The organism is Streptomyces sp. NPDC021212 (assembly GCF_044332925.1).
In the GTDB taxonomy this organism is placed as follows: Bacteria; Actinomycetota; Actinomycetes; order Streptomycetales; family Streptomycetaceae; genus Streptomyces.
This window is the reverse complement of record NZ_JBIRPZ010000017.1, coordinates 52800-71282: the sequence shown is the minus strand read 5'-3', so window position 1 is coordinate 71282 and position 18483 is coordinate 52800. Positions and strand designations below refer to the sequence as shown.

Annotated in this window: 15 protein-coding genes and 1 pseudogene; 9 read left to right on the top strand and 7 right to left on the bottom strand. The window is 75.1% G+C overall.

Going from position 1 to position 18483, the window contains the following annotated elements:
* Window positions 1-45 precede the first annotated feature (45 nt).
* The 5 genes and pseudogenes from ACH4SI_RS35340 to ACH4SI_RS35320 form a co-directional block, all read left to right on the top strand.
* Window positions 46-1188 carry a glycosyltransferase family 4 protein gene (locus tag ACH4SI_RS35340; RefSeq protein ID WP_398303134.1) on the top strand — a complete coding sequence of 381 codons (1143 nt, stop codon included), beginning with the start codon at window positions 46-48 and terminating at the stop codon, window positions 1186-1188.
* Window positions 1185-2375, top strand: coding sequence for a glycosyltransferase (locus ACH4SI_RS35335; protein ID WP_398303132.1), 1191 nt, complete (start codon window positions 1185-1187; stop codon window positions 2373-2375). The genes ACH4SI_RS35340 and ACH4SI_RS35335 overlap by 4 nt, the downstream gene beginning before the upstream one ends.
* A 950-nt stretch (window positions 2376-3325) precedes the next feature.
* Window positions 3326-4462, top strand: a complete 1137-nt coding sequence (locus tag ACH4SI_RS35330) for an SGNH/GDSL hydrolase family protein (protein ID WP_398303130.1) — start codon at window positions 3326-3328, stop codon at window positions 4460-4462.
* Complete coding sequence (locus tag ACH4SI_RS35325) at window positions 4459-8076, top strand: hydantoinase B/oxoprolinase family protein (protein WP_398303128.1); 3618 nt, start codon at window positions 4459-4461, stop codon at window positions 8074-8076. Before ACH4SI_RS35330 ends, ACH4SI_RS35325 begins: the two co-directional genes overlap by 4 nt.
* 184 nt (window positions 8077-8260) lie before the next feature.
* Window positions 8261-8515: pseudogene (locus ACH4SI_RS35320) on the top strand (WhiB family transcriptional regulator); the annotation flags it as partial.
* Between the two features lie 23 nt (window positions 8516-8538).
* Here ACH4SI_RS35320 and ACH4SI_RS35315 read toward each other — a convergent pair.
* Both ACH4SI_RS35315 and ACH4SI_RS35310 read right to left on the bottom strand, forming a co-directional pair.
* Window positions 8539-9567, bottom strand: coding sequence for an iron-containing redox enzyme family protein (locus tag ACH4SI_RS35315; RefSeq protein WP_398303125.1), 1029 nt, complete (start codon window positions 9565-9567; stop codon window positions 8539-8541).
* Window positions 9564-11180, bottom strand: a complete 1617-nt coding sequence (locus ACH4SI_RS35310; protein WP_398303123.1) for an FAD-dependent oxidoreductase — start codon at window positions 11178-11180, stop codon at window positions 9564-9566. Before ACH4SI_RS35310 ends, ACH4SI_RS35315 begins: the two co-directional genes overlap by 4 nt.
* A gap of 130 nt (window positions 11181-11310) precedes the next feature.
* Between ACH4SI_RS35310 and ACH4SI_RS35305 the strand changes: the two genes are divergently transcribed.
* Together ACH4SI_RS35305 and ACH4SI_RS35300 are read left to right on the top strand one after the other, a co-directional pair.
* Window positions 11311-11991 carry a HemK2/MTQ2 family protein methyltransferase gene (locus ACH4SI_RS35305; RefSeq protein ID WP_398303121.1) on the top strand — a complete coding sequence of 227 codons (681 nt, stop codon included), beginning with the start codon at window positions 11311-11313 and terminating at the stop codon, window positions 11989-11991.
* A complete protein-coding gene (locus tag ACH4SI_RS35300; protein ID WP_398303119.1) occupies window positions 11988-12212 on the top strand; it encodes a CDGSH iron-sulfur domain-containing protein in 225 nt (74 codons plus the stop codon). Before ACH4SI_RS35305 ends, ACH4SI_RS35300 begins: the two co-directional genes overlap by 4 nt.
* Here ACH4SI_RS35300 and ACH4SI_RS35295 read toward each other — a convergent pair.
* The 5 genes from ACH4SI_RS35295 to ACH4SI_RS35275 are packed head-to-tail and all read right to left on the bottom strand — an operon-like array spanning window position 12173 to window position 16763.
* On the bottom strand, window positions 12173-13081 hold the full coding sequence (locus ACH4SI_RS35295; RefSeq protein WP_398303117.1) for a biotin-dependent carboxyltransferase family protein: 909 nt from the start codon (window positions 13079-13081) through the stop codon (window positions 12173-12175). The genes ACH4SI_RS35300 and ACH4SI_RS35295 overlap by 40 nt on opposite strands.
* Window positions 13078-13797 (bottom strand): 5-oxoprolinase subunit PxpB, encoded by a 720-nt coding sequence (pxpB, locus tag ACH4SI_RS35290; RefSeq protein WP_398303115.1) that lies wholly within the window; start codon window positions 13795-13797, stop codon window positions 13078-13080. The genes ACH4SI_RS35295 and pxpB overlap by 4 nt, the downstream gene beginning before the upstream one ends.
* The gene (locus ACH4SI_RS35285) at window positions 13794-14576 is read right to left on the bottom strand and encodes a LamB/YcsF family protein (protein ID WP_398303113.1); all 783 of its coding nucleotides are present in this window, start codon (window positions 14574-14576) and stop codon (window positions 13794-13796) included. The genes pxpB and ACH4SI_RS35285 overlap by 4 nt, the downstream gene beginning before the upstream one ends.
* Before the next feature lie 34 nt (window positions 14577-14610).
* Window positions 14611-15399, bottom strand: a complete 789-nt coding sequence (locus ACH4SI_RS35280) for a putative hydro-lyase (RefSeq protein WP_398303111.1) — start codon at window positions 15397-15399, stop codon at window positions 14611-14613.
* A 50-nt stretch (window positions 15400-15449) separates the two neighbouring features.
* On the bottom strand, window positions 15450-16763 hold the full coding sequence (locus ACH4SI_RS35275; RefSeq protein WP_398303109.1) for an MFS transporter: 1314 nt from the start codon (window positions 16761-16763) through the stop codon (window positions 15450-15452).
* 194 nt (window positions 16764-16957) lie between these two features.
* Here ACH4SI_RS35275 and ACH4SI_RS35270 point away from each other — a divergent pair, with 194 nt between their 5' ends.
* Together ACH4SI_RS35270 and pcp are read left to right on the top strand one after the other, a co-directional pair.
* A complete protein-coding gene (locus ACH4SI_RS35270; RefSeq protein ID WP_398303107.1) occupies window positions 16958-17662 on the top strand; it encodes a GntR family transcriptional regulator in 705 nt (234 codons plus the stop codon).
* A gap of 63 nt (window positions 17663-17725) precedes the next feature.
* On the top strand, window positions 17726-18370 hold the full coding sequence (gene pcp, locus ACH4SI_RS35265) for a pyroglutamyl-peptidase I (protein WP_398303105.1): 645 nt from the start codon (window positions 17726-17728) through the stop codon (window positions 18368-18370).
* The last annotated feature ends 113 nt before the right edge of the window (window positions 18371-18483 follow it).

Here is an 18483-nt window from a genome sequence, read left to right as displayed (position 1 = left end):
GGTGGACGATGCCGGAGCCACCCTTCGTACGCCGACAACACGGTTATGCGAGTCGCCATCGTGACCGAATCCTTCCCGCCCGACATCAACGGCGTCGCTCACTGCACGCTGCAGACCGCCCAGCATCTCCACCGGCGCGGTCACCAACCGCTCGTCATCGCCCCCGCGGGTCCGCACGACGGGCCACCCGACGGGGACGGGGACGCCGACGGAACGCATCCTTTCCCCGTTGTCCGGATTCCCTCCCTTCCCCTGCCCGGCTACCCGCAGGTGCGCGTCGCGCTGCCCAGCCGCCGGCTCGCCGCCGCGATCACCTCGCACCGCAGCGATCTCGTCCACCTGGCCAGCCCCTTCGTGCTCGGCGCGCGCGGGATGACCGCCGCGCTGCGGCTGCGGATTCCCGCCGTCGCCGTCTACCAGACCGACCTGGGCGGCTACGCCCGTACGTACCTCGGCGCGGGCGAGAACGCGGCCTGGCGCCGGATACGGGCCGTGCACACCGCCGCCGACCGCACCCTCGCCCCGTCCACCGCCGCCGCGCGCGACCTCGACGAGCACGGGGTGCCGCGGGTCGCGCTGTGGCCGCGCGGCGTCGACACCGAGCGCTTCCACCCCTCGCGCCGCGACCCGGAGCTGCGCCGCTCCCTGGCCCCCGGCGGCGAGCTGATCGTCGGCTACGTCGGCCGCCTGGCGCCCGAGAAGAACGTCGAGCTGCTGGCCCCGCTGTGTTCGCTGCCCGGCGTCCGGGTGGTCGTGGTCGGGGACGGGCCGAGCGAGACCGCGCTGCGGGCCGCCCTGCCCGGCGCCCGCTTCCTCGGCCGCCGCACCGGCACCGACCTGGCCCGCATCTTCGCCTCGCTGGACGTCTTCGCGCATACCGGCCCGCAGGAGACCTTCTGCCAGACCGTGCAGGAGGCGCAGGCCAGCGGCGTGCCGGTGATCGCGCCCGCCGCGGGCGGCCCGCTCGACCTCGTCGACCACGGCCGTACCGGGCTGCTGGTGCCGCCCGGCGACGCGGACGAGGTGCGCGATGCCGTATCCCTCCTCGCCGTCCACCCCCGGACGCGCGCCGCGCTGGGGCAGGCGGGCCGGGAGGCGGTCGAGGGCCGCACCTGGGAGGCGATCGTCGACCAGCTGATCGACCACTACGCCGAGGTGCTCATGGCCCGTACGGCGGTGGCGGCATGAGCGGGAACACCGACCGGCCCCTGCGCATCGTCCGGCTCGCCAACTTCGTCACCCCGTCCTCCGGCGGCCTGCGCACCGCGCTGCGCGAGCTGGGCGCGGGCTATCAGGCGGCCGGGCACGAGCCCGTCCTGATCGTGCCGGGAGAGCGCGACGCGGACGAGCACACCCGCCAGGGCCGGGTGATCACCCTCCCCGGCCACGCCGTGCCCGGCACCGGCGGCTACCGGGTGCTGACCGACCGGCGGCGGCTGGCCCGGCTGCTCGACGGGCTCGCCCCCGACCGGCTGGAGGTCTCCGACCGCACCACCCTGCGCTGGACGGGGGAGTGGGCGCGGCGCGCCCGCGTGCCCGCCGTGATGGTCTCCCACGAGAGTGCCGACGCCGTGCTGCGCACCTGGGGCGTGCCCGAGGCGGCCGCCCGGGGCGCGGCCGACCGGCTGAACCGCCGTACCGCGCGGGCGTACGCACGGGTCGTCTGCACCACGGAGTGGGCAGAGCGCGAGTTCGTACGCATCGGCGCGCGCAACGTCGTACGCGCCCCCCTGGGCGTCGACCTCGGCCACTTCCACCCGTCCCACTTCGACGGCGCCCTGCGCGAGCACCACCGGGGCGGCGCCTCGGTCCTGCTCGCCATGTGCTCCCGCCTGTCGCCCGAGAAGCGGCCGGGCCGCGCGCTCGACGCCCTCGCCGAGCTGCGGCGGCGCGGCGTCCCGGCGGCGCTCGTCGTCGCGGGCGACGGCCCGATGCGCGCCCGGCTGGAGGCCCGCGCCCACGCGGAGGGGCTTCCGGCGACCTTCCTCGGCCATGTCGGCGACCGGTCCCGGCTGGCCGCGCTCCAGGCGAGCGCGGACGTCGTCCTGGCCCCGGGCCCGGCGGAGACCTTCGGTCTTGCCGCGCTGGAGGCGCTGGCGTGCGGGTCGCCCGTGGTCGTCAGCGCCCTGTCCGCGCTCCCCGACATCGTCGGCCCGGCGGGCGCGACGGCGGCCGACAACGGGGCGGCGTTCGCGGACGCCGCCGCCGAGGTACTGGCCCGCCCCGAGTCCGTACGCCGCGCCATGGCCCGGGCCCGCGCCGAGCGCTACAGCTGGCCCGCGGCGGTCGACGCCTTTCTGGCCGCCCACGACGCGTCCCGCCTCCAGCCCGACGGCCGGACCCCGGCGCGGACCGCAGTCGGCGGTGCCCGGTGAGCGCACCGAGCGCTTGCCCGGACCGTCGCCCCCATCCGACGTCCCCGGGCACCCTGACCGGTCAGCCGACGGCGGCTGCCACGCCAGTGGTGACCGACGATGCCCTGACCGGCCGGACGGCCCCGGTCCGCACCGCCGCGCGGCCCATCCCGGCAGCGGCCGCCGAGGCCGAGGCCCCGGCCGTGGTAATACCGGCCCCGGCCGGTCGGGCGGTTCCGGGTGGCGCCGCACGGGCTCACGGCGCTGCCGTCGCCGGTCCGTCCTCCGGGGCAGATGCGGTCGCCCAGCACCCCCGGCACGTGGTGCCCGCCGGCCCGGAGGCCACCCGGCTCGGGGCGCGAACTGTCCCGGACGCGGCCGTACCCGCCACTGCTGCTGGTGCGGTGGCCCCGACCGACGAGGTGACGACCGACCGGTCGGCCGCCACGCCGGGTGGTCCGGCCCGTCGCGTGGTGCCTGCCGTGCAGGTGGCCGACCGTGATGCCGTGACTGTCCCGCCCCGCACCTCGGCCCCGGGCGCGGTGTCGCCCGCACCGGCTGCACCGGACGCCCGCCGAACCGGTCCCGGCGCGCCCGGTGGCCCGGCGGTCGGGCCGGTCGGGGACGGCCCATGCGCGGCTGTGGGTCCGGCTACGCCGGCCGACGCTGCGGCGACCGGCTCGTCGTCCGCCGCTTCGGGGGGCCCGGTGCGTTGTGTGGTGCCCGCTGCACCGGACGCCCGTCGTGCGGGGGCCGCCGGGGGCGCCCCGGCCGTGTCCGGGGCCGACGGGGTGGGGCCGGCCGCCACGCCCACCACGCGGTACGCCGCGCTCGGAGATGTCCCGGCCCCGGGGACGGCCCCGGCTGCCCCGGACGCCCACCGGGCCGTTGCTGCTGTGCCGGTGGTTGCGGGGGTCCGCCGGGCGGGTGGCTCGTGCGCGGATTCCCGGGCGGCACCCGCCGACGAGGCCGTGTCCACCACGCGGTTCTCCGCGCCCGGCGACTCGCTGGCCGAGGGGCTCGGGGGCCCCGTGCCCGCCGGTGGTTCGCCCACGGTTCTCACGCCCTGCACCCTGGCCCCGGGGACGGCCCCGGCTGCCCCGGACGCCCACCGGGCCGTTGCGGCCGTGCCGGTGGTTGCGGGGGTCCGCCGGGCGGGTGGCTCGTGCGCGGATTCCCGGGCGGCACCCGCCGACGCGGCCGGGCCCCGCGAAGGGGCCGTTGCCGTGCCCACCACGCGGTTCGCCGCGCTCGGTGACTCGCTGACCGAGGGGCTCGGGGACCCCGTGGCCGGTGGTGGGTGGCGGGGGTGGGCGGCGTTGCTGGCGGGGGCGGCGGGGCCGCACGGGAAGCCCGTCGACTTCGTCAACGTCTCCCGCAGCGGCGCGCTCGCCGCCGACGTGGCCGGTGAGCAGCTGACCGCCGCCCGCGGCGCTCGTCCGCACCTCGCGTCCGTCGTGGTCGGCATGAACGACACCCTGCGCGACACCTTCGACATCCGCCGGGTCGCCGAGGCCCTCGACGCGACGATCGGCGCGCTGCGCGCCGACGGGACGGTGGTGCTCACCGCGTGCCTGCCCGACCCGGGCCGGATGCTGGGGCTGCCGGACGCGCTCGCCCGGCCGCTGGGGCGCCGTATGCGGGCCGTCAACACCGTGGTGCACGCGCTGTCCGGGCGGTACGGCGCGGTGCACGTGGAGCTGACGGAGCACGGCTGGGTCACGGACCGCGCCGCGTGGAGCGTGGACCGGCTGCATCCGAGTGAGCTGGGGCACCGGATGCTGGCGCGGGAGTTCCACACCGCGCTCACGGCCCGCGGCATCGCCATGGGCGACCCGCCGTCCACGGCGCTCGACGGGCCGACGCCCTCGCGTGCCGCGAGCGCCTGGTGGATGGCGACCCGGGGCACGCGCTGGGTCGTGGACCGCTGCACCGATCTGCTGCCCGGACTCCTCGCGCTGGCGGCGCAGGAGGTCCGCCACCGGGTGCGGGGGAGCGGACATCTGCTCGACGGCCGCGAAGCGCGGGCGGCGCTGGAGGCGCTGGCCTCGCTCGCCCCGCTGCCGCAGCCGAAATCCGACCCGCACGCTGCGACAATGGCGGGATGACGGGTCGCTGGGAATTCTGGATCGACCGTGGCGGTACCTTCACCGATGTCGTCGGGAAGCGCCCGGACGGCCGCCTGGTCACCCGCAAGCTCCTGTCCCACCATCCCGAGCGCACCGGGGACGCGGCCGTCGCCGGGATCCGGCAGACGCTGGGGCTCGGGTCCGACGATCCGGTCCCGGCCGACCGGATCGCCGTCGTCAAGATGGGCACCACCGTCGCGACCAACGCCCTGCTGGAGCGCAAGGGCGAGCCCACGGTGCTCGTCGTCACGGCCGGTTTCCGGGACGCGCTGCGCATCGCGTACCAGAACCGGCCGCGGCTGTTCGACCGCCGGATCGTGCTGCCGGAGGCGCTGTACGACCGGGTGATCGAGGTGCCCGAGCGGGTGGACGCGCACGGTGCCGTCGTACGCCCCCTCGACCTCGACGCCGTCGCGGAGGCGCTGCGCGCCGCCCACCGCGACGGCTTCCGCAGCGCCGCGGTCGTCCTGACGCACGGCTACCGGTATGCCGCGCACGAGCGCGCGGTGGGCGAGGCGGCCCGCGATCTCGGCTTCACGCAGGTGAGCTGTTCGCATGAGGTGAGCCCGCTGATGAAGCTGGTGTCGCGCGGCGACACCACCGTCGTCGACGCGTACCTCTCGCCGATCCTGCGCCGCTACGTCGAGGACGTGGCCGCCGAACTGCGGGGCATCCGGCTGATGTTCATGCAGTCCAACGGCGGGCTGCGGGAGGCCGCGCACTTCCGGGGCAAGGACGCGGTGCTGTCGGGGCCCGCGGGCGGTGTGGTGGGCATGGCGCGCTCCTCCGCCGAGGCCGGTCACACAAACGTCATCGGCTTCGACATGGGCGGCACCTCGACCGATGTGTCGCACTACGCGGGCGAGTTCGAGCGGGTCTTCGGGACCGAGGTCGCGGGCGTGCGGATGCGCGCGCCCATGATGAACATCCACACCGTCGCGGCGGGCGGCGGCTCGGTGCTCCACTTCGACGGCCGCCGCTACCGGGTGGGCCCGGACTCCGCCGGTGCCGTCCCCGGCCCCGCCTGCTACCGGCGCGGCGGCCCGCTGACCGTGACCGATGCCAATGTGATGCTGGGCCGGATCCAGCCCGCCCACTTCCCGGCGGTCTTCGGCCCGCACGCCGACCGGCGGCTGGACGCGGACACCGTACGGGAGCGCTTCGCCCGCCTCGCCGAGGAGATCGCGGAGGCGACCGGCGACCGGCGCGGCCCGGAGGATGTCGCGGCGGGCTTCCTGGACATCGCGGTGCTGAACATGGCCAACGCGGTCAAGAAGATCTCCGTGCAGCGCGGCCACGACGTCACCCGCTACGCGCTCACCAGCTTCGGCGGCGCGGGCGGTCAGCACGCGTGCGCGGTCGCGGACGCCCTCGGCATCGGCACGGTGATCGTGCCGCCGCTGGCCGGGGTGCTCTCGGCGTACGGCATCGGGGTGGCCGACGCCACCGCGATGCGCGAGCAGGCCGTGGAGACGGAGCTGAGCGAGGAGTCCCTGCCGGAGGTGCGCGAGCTGTGCGCGCGGCTGTCCGGCCGGACGCGCGACGAGCTGCTGGCCGACGGCGTTCCCGGGGAGAGCGTGCGCACCACGGCGCGGGTCCATCTGCGGTACGCGGGCACCGACGCCGCTCTCCCCGTCCCGCTGGACTCCGTCCCCGCGATGACCGACGGCTTCGTACGGGCGCACCGCACGCGCTACGCGTTCACCATGGACAAGCCGCTCGTCATGGAGGCGGTGTCGGTGGAGGCGGTCGGCGCGGCGGGCCCGGCGGGCGGCCACGCCGTGGAACAGCCGCCCAGGGAGGGCGACTTGGCGCCGGTGGCGACCGTGGAGATGTTCGCGGAGGGGCGGTGGCGGCGCACCGGGCTGTACGAACGCGACGGGATGCGCCCCGGGGACACCGTCACCGGCCCCGCGGTCATCGCCGAGGACGACGCCACCACCGTCGTGGATCCCGGCTGGCAGGCGGCCCCGGGCGACCGCGGCCATCTGCTGCTCACCCGGGTCCGGCCCCGGCCGCGCAGTACGGCCGTCGGCACCGAGGTGGACCCGGTGATGCTGGAGGTCTTCAACAGCCTCTTCATGGCCATCGCCGAACAGATGGGCCTGCGCCTGGAGAACACCGCCCACTCCGTCAACATCAAGGAGCGGCTGGACTTCTCGTGCGCCCTGTTCGACGCCGACGGCAACCTGATCGCCAACGCCCCCCACATCCCGGTGCACCTGGGGTCGATGGGCGAGTCCATCAAGGAGGTGCTGCGGCGCAATGGCGATGCCTTGCGGCCCGGGGACGTCTACGCCATCAACGACCCGTACCACGGCGGCACCCACCTCCCGGACGTCACGGTCGTCACCCCGGTCTTCGACGACGACGGCACGGAGCTGCTGTTCCTGGTCGCCTCCCGCGGCCACCACGCCGAGATCGGCGGCATCACCCCCGGCTCCATGCCCGCCTTCAGCCGCACCATCGAGGAGGAGGGCGTGCTCTTCGACAACTGGCTGCTGGTACGGGACGGCGCGCTGCGCGAGCGCGAGACCCGCGAGCTGCTGACCTCCGGCCCGTACCCCTCCCGCGCCCCGGACGCCAACCTCGCCGACCTGCGCGCCCAGATCGCCGCCAACGAGAAGGGCATCCAGGAACTGCGCCGGATGATCGGCCAGTTCGGCCTGGACGTCGTGCACGCCTATATGGGCCACGTCCAGGACAACGCCGAGGAATCCGTACGCCGTATCGTCGGCGCCCTCCGGGACGGCTCGTACGCTTACGAGACCGACAGCGGGGCCGTCATCCGTGTCGCCCTCACCGTCGACCGCGCGCGCCGCGGCGCCGTCCTGGACTTCGCGGGTACGTCGCTCCAGCAGCCGGGCAACGCCAACGCGCCCAGCTCGGTGGTGATGGCGGCCGTGCTCTACGTCTTCCGCACCCTGGTCGCCGAGGACATCCCGCTCAACAGCGGCTGCCTGAAGCCCCTGGAGGTCCGCATCCCCGAGGGCTCGATGCTGGCGCCGGTGTATCCGGCCGCCACGGTCGCCGGGAACGTCGAGACCTCCCAGGCCGTCACCGGTGCCCTCTACGCGGCGCTCGGCGTCCAGGCCGAGGGCTCCGGCACGATGAACAACGTCACCTTCGGCAATGACCGCGTCCAGTACTACGAGACCGTGGCCAGCGGCTCGGGCGCGGGCGACGGCTTCGACGGCGCCGACGCCGTGCAGACTCACATGACCAACTCCCGGCTCACCGACCCCGAAGTGCTGGAGTGGCGCTACCCCGTCCGGGTCGAGGGCTTCGAGGTACGGCGGGACAGCGGCGGCCGCGGCCGTTGGCGCGGCGGCCACGGCGTCACCCGCCGCATCCGCTTCCTGGAGCCGATGACGGTCGCCCTGCTCACCGGCCACCGCCGGGTCGCCCCGTACGGCATGGCGGGCGGCGCGCCGGGCGCGCTCGGCGCCAACCTGATCGAGCGCGCCGACGGCTCGGTGGACCGGCTGACCGGCTGCGACGCGGCCGACGTCGGCGTGGACGACGTCCTGGTCGTCCACACCCCGGGCGGCGGCGGGTACGGGCCGGCGCCCTCCTCGAGCTCCGCCCCGTAGACGCCCGCCGCATTGGCGCGATCAACCCCGTTTGCGGTCGCGGGGGTTGGAAACCCGACCTCTGTCAAGCCCGCCAAGCCTCGTGCGCGGGGTCGGCTTCGTGTCCCCATGACCACTCACCGGACGCGTCACCCGCGTGGGCGAGGGCGGGACATCACCACGACACATCGCAGAAGGGGCAGTCATGGATTGGTGGCAGAGCGCGGCATGCGTGGACGAGGACCCCGAGCTGTTCTTCCCGGTGGGGGTGGCCGGGCCCGCGGCCCAGGCGCAGCAGGCCCTGGCCAAGGAGGTCTGCCACCGCTGCCCGGTGATGCACCAGTGCCTCGCCTACGCGCTGGACACCGGGGTGACCCACGGCGTGTGGGGCGGCACCGACGAGGAGGAGCGCCGGGCGCTGCGGCAGCGCGCGCGGCGGCAGGCGCGCGGCGCATCCTCACCGGGCGCCCCGCCGCGCGGCGGTCAGCCGTCGCACAGCGGCAGGCGCAGGGACGGGCGGTCGGCCGCCCACGCCCCGAGCAGGCGGTCCGACCAGCGCGCGTCAAGGTAGTTGGTGGCCTGAATCCCGAAGACGACGGCCGGGGCCTGCTCCGGCTCCGTGGCGAGGAAGCCGCCGACGACGTCCCGGCGCATCAGCTGCTCGTGCACCGCGTCGGCCTCGATGTGCTCGGTGAAGAACCGTACGCACCGGGGCTCGGCGCCCAGCCGCTCCAGCGCCCGCGCCAGCCGCCGGGCCCCGGGCGACGAGGTGATCTCCAGGGTGGCGAAGTGCCCGGCCATCGCCCCGCGCAGTGAGCGGTGCAGCCCGAGCAGCGACATCAGGTTGACGGTGGCGAGCGTCTCGGCGGGCGCCTGGTCCAGGTAGCGGCCGTAGCCGGGGTCGAGCCCCGCCCCCGCCATCGCCTCGGCGAACAGCCGGGCGTGCACCCGGTCGCCGTGGCCCGCCCCGAACTCGTCGTACTCCACCGCCACCAGCGACGCCTTGGCCTGCCCTGTCAACCGGGGGATCAGCCACGCCTGCGGATCGGCCTCCTTCAGCTGGTACAGCGAGCGGTGGGCCAGATATTCGCGCAGCTGCCCCCAGGTGCCCCGGCGTTGGAGGTGGTCGCCGACGCCGGGCGCGGCCGGCGGTTCGGCCAGCAGCGCGTCCAGCTCACCGGCCACATCCGCGCCCCCGGGCACGGCCTCGCGCAGCGCGCCGAGGAACCGGTCCTCCAGCGCGGCCCGCAGCCGCAGCAGATCCGGCTGCCACTCCCAGGTCTCGTCGACGCCCGCGAAGCCGCGGTAGTGGAGTTCGTAGGCGATGTACAGCGCGAGCGACAGGTCCTCGCCGAACGGGTCGGCGGCCCCCGCCTCCGGCAGCCGTGCCGGCGGCGGGGCGTGCAGCAGGGCGGTACGGACCGCCGCGGACAGCGGACCACGAGCCTCCGGCAGTGCGGGCGGGCCGGGCGTCGTGGCGGGCGGGGTTGTTCCGAGGGCGCCGAGAGTCACCGCCGGCCCTCCCCGTCCGGCCCGTCGTGCCCGTCCGGGCCGGGGCCATGGCGTCCGTCGCCGCCGTCGCCGATGCCGTCGTACCGCTCCAGCGGGTGGACCGCCGGGCCCTGGAGCACGCTGCCGTCGACGGCGAAGCGGGACCCGTGGCACGGGCACTCCCAGGTCCGCTCGGCGTCGTTGAACCGCACCAGACACCCGAGATGGGTGCAGCGCGCGGACAGGGCGTGCAGCGTGCCCTCCTCGTCGCGGTGCACGGCGCGCTGCCCCGCCCCGACGCGCACGACCGCGCCGCCGCCCGGCGGGATGTCGCGCACCGCGTCCGCGCCGTCCCCGGAAATCCGGTCGCCGAAGAAGTGGCGCGCCACCTCGCCCTGAAACCGGAGCAGCGCCGGGGTCTCGCGCAGCGGGTTCAGCCGCCTCGGATCGTAGAGGTCCGTCCACGGCAGCGGCTCGCCCGTCAGCCGCGCGGCCAGCAGCCGTCCGGTGAGCACGCCGCCGGTCATGCCCCACCCGGCGAAGCCGGTCGCCACGTACGCGTGCCGGGCGGCGGGGTGCAGCGGGCCGACGTACGGCACATGGTCGGTGGTCCAGTTGTCCTGCGCGGCCCAGCGGAACGCGGGCTCGGCGCCCGGGAAGCGCCGCCGCGTCCAGGAGATCAGCCGCTCGTAGCGCCCTTCGACGCTGCCCACCCCGGGCGTGAACTTCTCCCCGGTGACGATGAGCAGCCGCCGGCCGTCCCCGTAGGGCGCGCTACGGACCGACCGGGTGTCGTCCTCGGGCGTGAGGTACATGCCGCGCGGGGCCCGGTCCTCCGGCAGCACCGCGGCGACGACCAGCTCGCGCAGCGCCTTCAGCCGGGGGAACAGCAGCGCCCGGTCGAAGATCGGGTAGGCGGTGGTGACCACGACCTCGCGCGCCCGGATCCGCGCCCCGCGGTCGGTGGTGAGACGGCAGGGATGGCCCTCGCCCAGGCCCATGACCCGCGTGTTCTCGTAGATCCGGCCGCCGCGCGCGACCAGGTCTTCGGCAAGGGCCAGCAGGAACTTCCGCGGGTGGAACTGGGCCTGGTCCGGGACCCGGACCGCGCCCGCGACCGGGAACGGCAGATCCGTCTCCGTCGTGAACGAGGCGTCCAGGCCGGCCGCCGCGGCCGCCTCCGCCTCGGCCCGCACCGCGCCCAGCGACTCCTCGCTCTCGGCGTAGGTGTACGCCGGGGCCCGCTCCAGATCGCAGTCGACGCCCAGCTCGGCGGTGATCCGGCCGACCCGGTCCACCGCGTCGGCCTGGGACGCCGCGTACAGCCGCGCCGCCTCCTGGCCGCGCGAGGAGCGGATGTCCTGGTAGGCGAGGCCCTGAAGGGCGGAGAGCTTGGCCGTCGTGTGGCCGGTCGCGCCCGCCGCCAGCCGGTCCGCCTCGATCAGCGCCACCTGGCGCCCGGCCCGGGCCAGCTCCCAGGCCGCGCAGATCCCCGCGATGCCGCCGCCCACGACGGCGACCTCGACCTCGGGGACGGTGCGCTCGGGGCCGGGCTCCAGGGCCGGATACGCGAGGCCGGGGGCAGACTCCATCCAGTACGACGCGGGCGCGAACCCGGTGGGAAGACTCGTCATCGACCGCTCCTCTTCCGCCGTTGCTCGGGGCCCGCCGAGTGCCCCGGATCGCCCGCCCGACGCATCCGGCCGGATCCGCCGGTCCGCACCGGGGCGGTTTCGTCTGTTGCGGATGAGGTACCTGGGACGGATGCGACTGATTGCCCCTCCCGGCGTGTACGCACCGCAGGACGACACCGCCCTGCTGGCCGAGATGGTGCACTGCGAGCCCGCCCTGCCGGGTGCCCAGGTGCTGGACATCGGAACGGGCACCGGCGCGCTGGCGGTGCTCGCCGCGCGCTGCGGAGCCGCGGGGGTCGAGGCCGTGGACATCTCGGCGCGCGCGGTGCTGGCGGCCTGGCTGAACGCCCGGCTCAGCGGCGAGCCGGTCCGGGTCCGCTTCGGCGGTCTGGCGGCCGTGGCCCCCGGGCGGCGCTTCGACGTCGTCCTGGCCAACCCGCCCTATGTGCCCTCGCGCCGCCCCCGCGCCTTCGAGCGCGCCACGGGCGGCCGCGCCTGGAACGCGGGGCCGGACGGCCGGGCGGTGCTGGACCGGCTGTGCGCCCGGATGCCGGGACTGCTGCGCCCCCGCGGAGTGCTGCTGCTCGTGCAGTCCGCGCTGAGCGGCGTGGAGACGACGCTGGAGCGGCTGGCCGCGCAGGGGCTGCACGCGGATGTGACCGCACGCCGCGTCGTCCCGTTCGGGCCCGTGCTGCTGCGGCACAGCCCCTGGCTAGCCGCCCGGGGGCTGATCGGCCCGGGCGACGACAAGGAGGAGCTGGTGGTGATCCGTGCCATCCGTACGACCGAGTGCAGCAGCTGCACCCGATGAGCCCGGCGCCTGACGAGTCCGGCCCGGCGCGCCGCGTCCTCGTCGACCCCGAGGGCCCGCTGCTGGTCGAGGGCCCGGTGGAGGTGGTCCTGGAGGACGGCAGCACGGTCCGGTCCGACCGGGTGATGGTGGCGGTGTGCGCCTGCGGGCGCAGCGGCCGTTACCCCTGGTGCGACACCAGTCACCGCACCCCGGCGCGCACCCGGGACGCGGACGGCTGACCCGGGCGGCGCAGCGGGGCGAACCGCACCGGGGTGCCGGGGACGGCCTGTGCCGCGGCGGCCAGGTACGGCTCCGGGACGACGCCCACCACGGGATAGCCGCCGGTCGTCGGATGGTCGGCGAGGAAGAGCACCGGGCGGCCGTCGGGCGGCACCTGGAGGGCGCCGAGCACCATGCCCTCGCTGGGCAGCTCGTCCTCCCTGGCGCGCTCCAGCGCGGGGCCCTCGGTGCGCAGCCCGATCCGGTTGCCCGCGGCCGCGACCCGGAAGCGGCCGGCGGTGAGGGTGCGCAGCCCGGCGGCGGTGAACCAGTCGTCGCGCGGACCGAGCACCACCGGAAGCACCAGCTCGGGCACGATGCCCACGTACGGGACCCAGTCCACCGCCGGGGTCGGCCCGTACGGCACGCCGAGCCGCAGCACCGCACCGTCGGCGAGCGGCGCAGGGCCCAGCCCCGAGAGCACGTCGGTGGAGCGGCTGCCGAGCACCGGCTCGGCATCGACACCGCCGCCGAACGCCACATACGTGCGCACCCCGTGTATGGCGGCACCGACATCCAGCACGGTGCCCGCCGGGAGCCGCACCGGCGCGCCCCAGGCGGCGGGGCGGCCGTCGACGGTGACCGCGCAGGGCGCGCCGGTGACCGCCACCGTCGCCGCCCGGCGGAGCCGTACGGCGCATCCGGTCAGCGTGGTCTCCAGGGTCGCGGCGTCCTCCGGGTTGCCGACGAGGCGGTTGGCCAGCCGGTGCGCGGGCTCGTCGAGGGCGCCGGAGCGGGGCACGCCCAGGTGGGCGTGGCCCGCGCGCCCCAGGTCCTGGACGGTGGTCAGCGCGCCCGCCCGGACGACCGCGAAGGCGCTGTCGGTCACTGTTCCTTTCCTTCCGGCTTTTCCGGCTCTGCCGGCTCCGCCACGACGAAGCGGACGCGGGTGCCGGGCGTGAGCAGTGCCGCCGGATCGCGTGCGGTGTCCCACAGCACCGCGTCCGTGGTGCCGATGAGTTGCCAGCCACCGGGGGAGGAGCGTGGATACACGCCGGTGTACGGGCCCGCGAGGGCGACCGAGCCGACCGGGACCCGGGTCCGGGGGGTGGCACGGCGCGGCACCTGGTAGCGGTCGGGCAGGCCGGTCAGATAGCCGAAGCCGGGGGCGAACCCGCAGAAGGCGACCCGGAATTCGGTGCCGGAGTGGAGCGCCGCCGCCTCCGCGGGCGTGACGCCCCAGACCGCCGCGACCTCGGCGAGGTCGGGGCCGTCGTAGCGGACCGGTATCTCGACGGTCCCGGCCCGGTCCCGGGCGAGCGGCGGGATCCGCCAGCCGGGCAGCTCGGCGGCGAGCAGGGCGGGGTCGTCGAGACCGTCGAGGAACACGGTCCGCGCGGCGGGCACGACCTCGGTCACGGCGGGCAGTTCGCGGGCCGCCGCGCGGCGCAGGATCTCGGCGTGCAGCGCCTCGGCCGCCTCGCCGCTGTCGAGTTCGATGAGCAGCCCGTGCTCGCCGACGGGCAGGACGCGCGGGCCGGGCGGCGGGGCCCCGGCCCCGCCGCCTGCTCCCGCCGCCCGTACTGTCGTGGCACCGCCGGTCATGTGAACGCCTCCACCCGTGCGCCCGCGGCCTCGAGTTCGCTCCGTACGCGCCGGGCGAGGTCGACGGCGCCCGGGGTGTCGCCGTGCAGGCACAGCGACCGCGCGGCGACCTCGACCCGCTGCCCGTCGATCGAGGTCACCGCCCTGTCGCGGGCGATCATCAGGGAGCGCTTCACGACGGTGCCGGCGTCGGTGACGACGGCACCGGGCTCGCGACGCGGCACGAGCGTCCCTTCGGCCGTGTACGCGCGGTCGGCGAAGGCCTCGGCGACGACCGGCAGCCCGGCCGCGCCGGCCGCCTCGTGCAGCCGTGATCCTGGCAGGCCCAGGACCGGCAGCGCCGTTTCCCCGACCGCCAGGCGCACGCCCTCGACGACGGCCGCGGCCTGCTCGGCGTCGTGCACGCAGCGGTTGTAGAGCGCCCCGTGCGGTTTGACGTAGGTGACGCGGATGCCCGCCGAGCGGGCGAACACCTCCAACGCGCCGATCTGGTAGGCGATCTCGTCGGCCAGCTCGCGCGGCTCCACGTCCATGGCGCGCCGCCCGAAGCCGGCCAGGTCCCGGTACGAGACCTGGGCGCCGACGCGGACCCCGCGCTCGGCGGCCAGGTCGCACACCCGCCGCATGGTGGACGGATCGCCGGCGTGGAAGCCGCACGCGACATTGGCACTGGTGACGACGGACAGCAGCGCCTCGTCGTCGGTGAGCCGCCAGTGGCCGAAGCCCTCGCCGAGGTCGGCGTTGAGGTCGATCGGCGCGCCGAACGGTGCGTCGGTCATCGCTCCTCCGGAGGTCGGTGGTGCGGGTGGGGAGTCATGACGTGCGGTACTCCTCGTCCCGTACGTCCGTCACGAGCATCCGGCCCGGTGAGTGGGTGATCGCGAAGGGCGGGCGGGAGGCCATGACGGCCGCCTGCGGGGTCACTCCGCAAGCCCAGAACACCGGAATGTCGCCCGTCCGGAACTCTACCGAGTCGCCGAAGTCGGGCCGGGAGAGGTCGCGGATGCCGAGTTGGGCCGGGTCACCCTCGTGCACGGGGGCGCCGTGCACGGCGGGCATCGTCCCGCTCACCTCGCGCGCGGTGGGGACCAGACGTGAGGGTATCGGCCGCATGGTGACCACCATCGGGCCCGAGAGCCGCCCCGCCGGACGGCACTGGCGGTTCGTCACGTACATGGGCACGTTCCGGCCCTGCTCGATGTGGCGCAGCGGCACGCCCGCGGCGGCGAGCGCCGTCTCGAAGGTGAAGCTGCACCCGATGAGGAAGGCGACCAGGTCGTCCCGCCAGTGGGCGGTCACCTCGGCAGGTTCGGCGACGAGTTCGCCGTGTTCCCAGACGCGGTAGCCGGGAAAGTCGGTGCGCAGGTCGGCGCCGTCGGCCAGCCGGGTGGCCACGGAACCGGGCCCGGTCTCGTCGAGGACCGGACAGGGCGCCGGGTTGCGGCGGCAGAAGAGCCGTACGTCCTCCGCCCAGTCGGCCGGGACGGCGATGAGGTTGGCCTGGGCGTAGCCCGGGGCCCATCCGGCCGTCGGCGAGGAGAGGCCGGACCGGAACATCTCGCGCGCGCGGGCGGGGTCCACGGGAGGTGTGGTGACGCTCATGTCATTTTCCCTTTCGCTCTCTTTCGCTTCCTTCGTCGAACCGTCCGCCGTCACAGCAGTTCACGGCCGCGGGTCTCGGGCAGGCCGAGGAGAGCGACGACGGCGAGGCCGTAGCCCACGGCGCCGAACACCAGCGCTCCGCCGACGCCCCAGCTGCCGGCGAGGAATCCGACGAGGGTCGGGAAGAACGCGCCCACGGCGCGGCCGGTGTTGTAGGTGAAGCCCTGCCCGGTGCCGCGGACGGCCGTGGGGTACAGCTCACTGAGGAACGAGCCGAAGCCGCTGAAGATGGCCGACATGCAGAAACCCAGCGGGAAGCCGAGAACCAGCAGCAGGGTGTTCGCGCCGCTCGGGATGTGGGTGTAGACGAGGATGCAGCCGGCGGAGAGGAAGGCGAACAGCGCGATGGTCTTCTTCCGTCCCAGCCGGTCGGTGAGGTAGCCGCCGGTGAGGTAGCCGGTGAAGGCGCCCGAGATCAGCGACGTCAGATAGCCGCCGGTGCCGACGACCGTGAGGCCCCGCTCCTCCTTGAGGAACGTCGGGACCCAGGTGGCGAGCGTGTAGTAGCCGCCCTGGACGCCGGTGGCGAGCAGCGAGGCGAAGACCGTGGTCTTGAGCAGTTCCGGGCGGAAGATCTCGGCGAACGAGCCGCGCCTGGTGCTGTTGGCACGCTGCTCGGCGGCCCGGGGCGCGTCGGTGACGTTCCTGCGGATGTAGAACACGAGCAGGGCGGGGAGGGCGCCGGTCCAGAACATCACGCGCCAGGCGATGTCCTCGTCGACGAATTGGAAGACGAGGGTGTAGACGACCACGGCGAGGGCCCAGCCGACCGCCCAGGAGCTCTGGATGAAGGCGAGCGTGCGGCCGCGGTGCCTGGCGGAGGCGTACTCGGCCACGAGGATCGCGCCGACCGCCCACTCACCGCCGAACCCGAGCCCCTGGAAGGCGCGCAGGACCAGCAGCGATTCGTAATTGGGCGCGAAGCCGCAGGCCACGGTGAAGACCGCGTAGGTGATCACCGTGATCATCAGCGCCTTCACCCGGCCGATCCGGTCGGCCAGGATCCCGGCGAGCGCGCCGCCCACGGCGGAGACCACGAGGGTGACCGTGGCGAGCAGCCCGGTCTGGTCGCTGCTGAGCCCGTAGTACGCCGCGATGGCGACCATGCTCAGTGGCAGGGCGAAGAAGTCGTACGAGTCCAGGGCGTAGCCGCCGAAGGCCCCGTTGAAGGCGCGGCGGCCACGGGGTCCGAGATCGCGGCGCCAGGCGAAGGCGCCGTTGTCCTCGGTGCCCTGGGCGGTGGGGCGGGATGCCGGAGTCGCCTCGTTCGGCCGGTTCGAGGGTGTTGTCGGGGACGTGCTCATGGCCACCTCGCAGAGAGGGATGTGTGGCAGAGGAGGGGGACGTCGCCCCGAGAGTGAAGGCGGTCGGGGCGTCGGGCTTGCCGGTCAACGTAGGGGATCGTTGAACGATCCGGCAATACCCATGTTGTTTCGTTCCTGTTTCTGCGGTTGACTGGCGCAGGCAGAGGGCGCGGGGCGAGAAGAGAAGAGGGCACGTGGGGAAGAACGGAGCCGGGGAGGCGGCGTTCGCCGGGCTGGCGGACGACCGTGCCCTGCTGGGGCGCACCAGCACCGCCGAGCGGGTGGCCGACATCCTGCGCACCCGCATCACGGACGGGTTCATCCTGCCCGGCTCACGGCTGTCGGAGGACAGCATCGGCGGCGCGCTCGGCATTTCCCGCAACACCCTGCGCGAGGCGTTCCGGCTGCTCACGCACGAACGCCTGCTCGTCCACGAACTCAACCGCGGGGTCTTCGTCCGGGTGCTCGCGGTCGAAGACGTCGTGGACATCTACCGGGTGCGGCACCTCGTCGAATGCGCGGCCCTGCGCGGGCTCGGCGAGCCGCCCTATCCGCTCGACGCGCTGCGCCAGGCCGTGGCGGCGGGCGAGCAGGCCGACCGTGACGCCGCCTGGCGGGATCTCGGCACCGCCAACATCCGTTTCCACCAGGGGATCGTCGCGCTGGCGGGCAGCCCGCGCACCGACGAGCTGATGCGGGGCGTGCTGGCCGAACTCCGCCTCGTCTTTCATACGATGGACGACCCCCGGCGCTTCCACGAGCCCTACCTCGACCGCAACCGGCAGATGCTGCGGGCGCTGGAGGACGGCGACGCGCCGCGCGCCGAGCACCTGCTCGCCGCCTATCTGGACGACTCGCTGGCCCAGCTCTCCGAGGCGTACGCCCAGCGGATCGGCTGACCTCCGGGCCGGCGGGCCACCCGCGCCATCATCCCGCTCTTCGCCTTCTGAGGAGGCCACCCCGTGACCCGAGTGCTGCTCACCGGCTTCCACCCCTTCGGTGGGTCGGTCGTCAACCCCTCATGGCAGGCCGTCTCCCTGGTCGCCGCCGACCCGCCGCCCGGTCTGACCGTGACCACCGCCCGCCTGAGCTGTGTCTTCGGCACGGCCGTGGACGAGCTGCGGGCCGCGGTGGACCGGAGCGACCCCGAGGTGGTGGTGTGCGTGGGCGAGGCCGGCGGCCGCCCCGGCGTCACCGTCGAGCGGGTCGCCATCAACGTCAACGACGCCCGCATACCGGACAACGCGGGACAGCAGCCCCTCGACGGCCCCGTCGTCGAGGGCGGCCCCGCCGCGTACTTCGCGACCCTGCCCATCAAGCGTTGCGTCGCCGCCGTACGCGCCGCCGGGATACCCGCCTCCGTCTCGCAGACCGCCGGGACCTTCGTGTGCAACCACGTCTTCTACGGCCTGGCCCATCTGATCGCCACCGAGCGGCCCGGCGTACGCGGCGGATTCGTCCACGTCCCTTACGCGCCCGAACAGGTCGTGGACCGGCCCGAACCGTCCCTGCCCGCCGCCACGGTCGCCGAGGCGCTCCGCGCCATCGTCACCACGGCGGCGAGCACCGGGACGGATGTGCGCGCCGCCGAAGGCGCGATCCACTGACCGACGGTTCGCCGGGCAGCCCGGGGAACTCCCGCGAAGCCGTAGACTGACGGGTCGGTGAGCGACGGGAGACGCGCCGGTGTACGGCGCGGTGCGTACGGGCACGACGCACC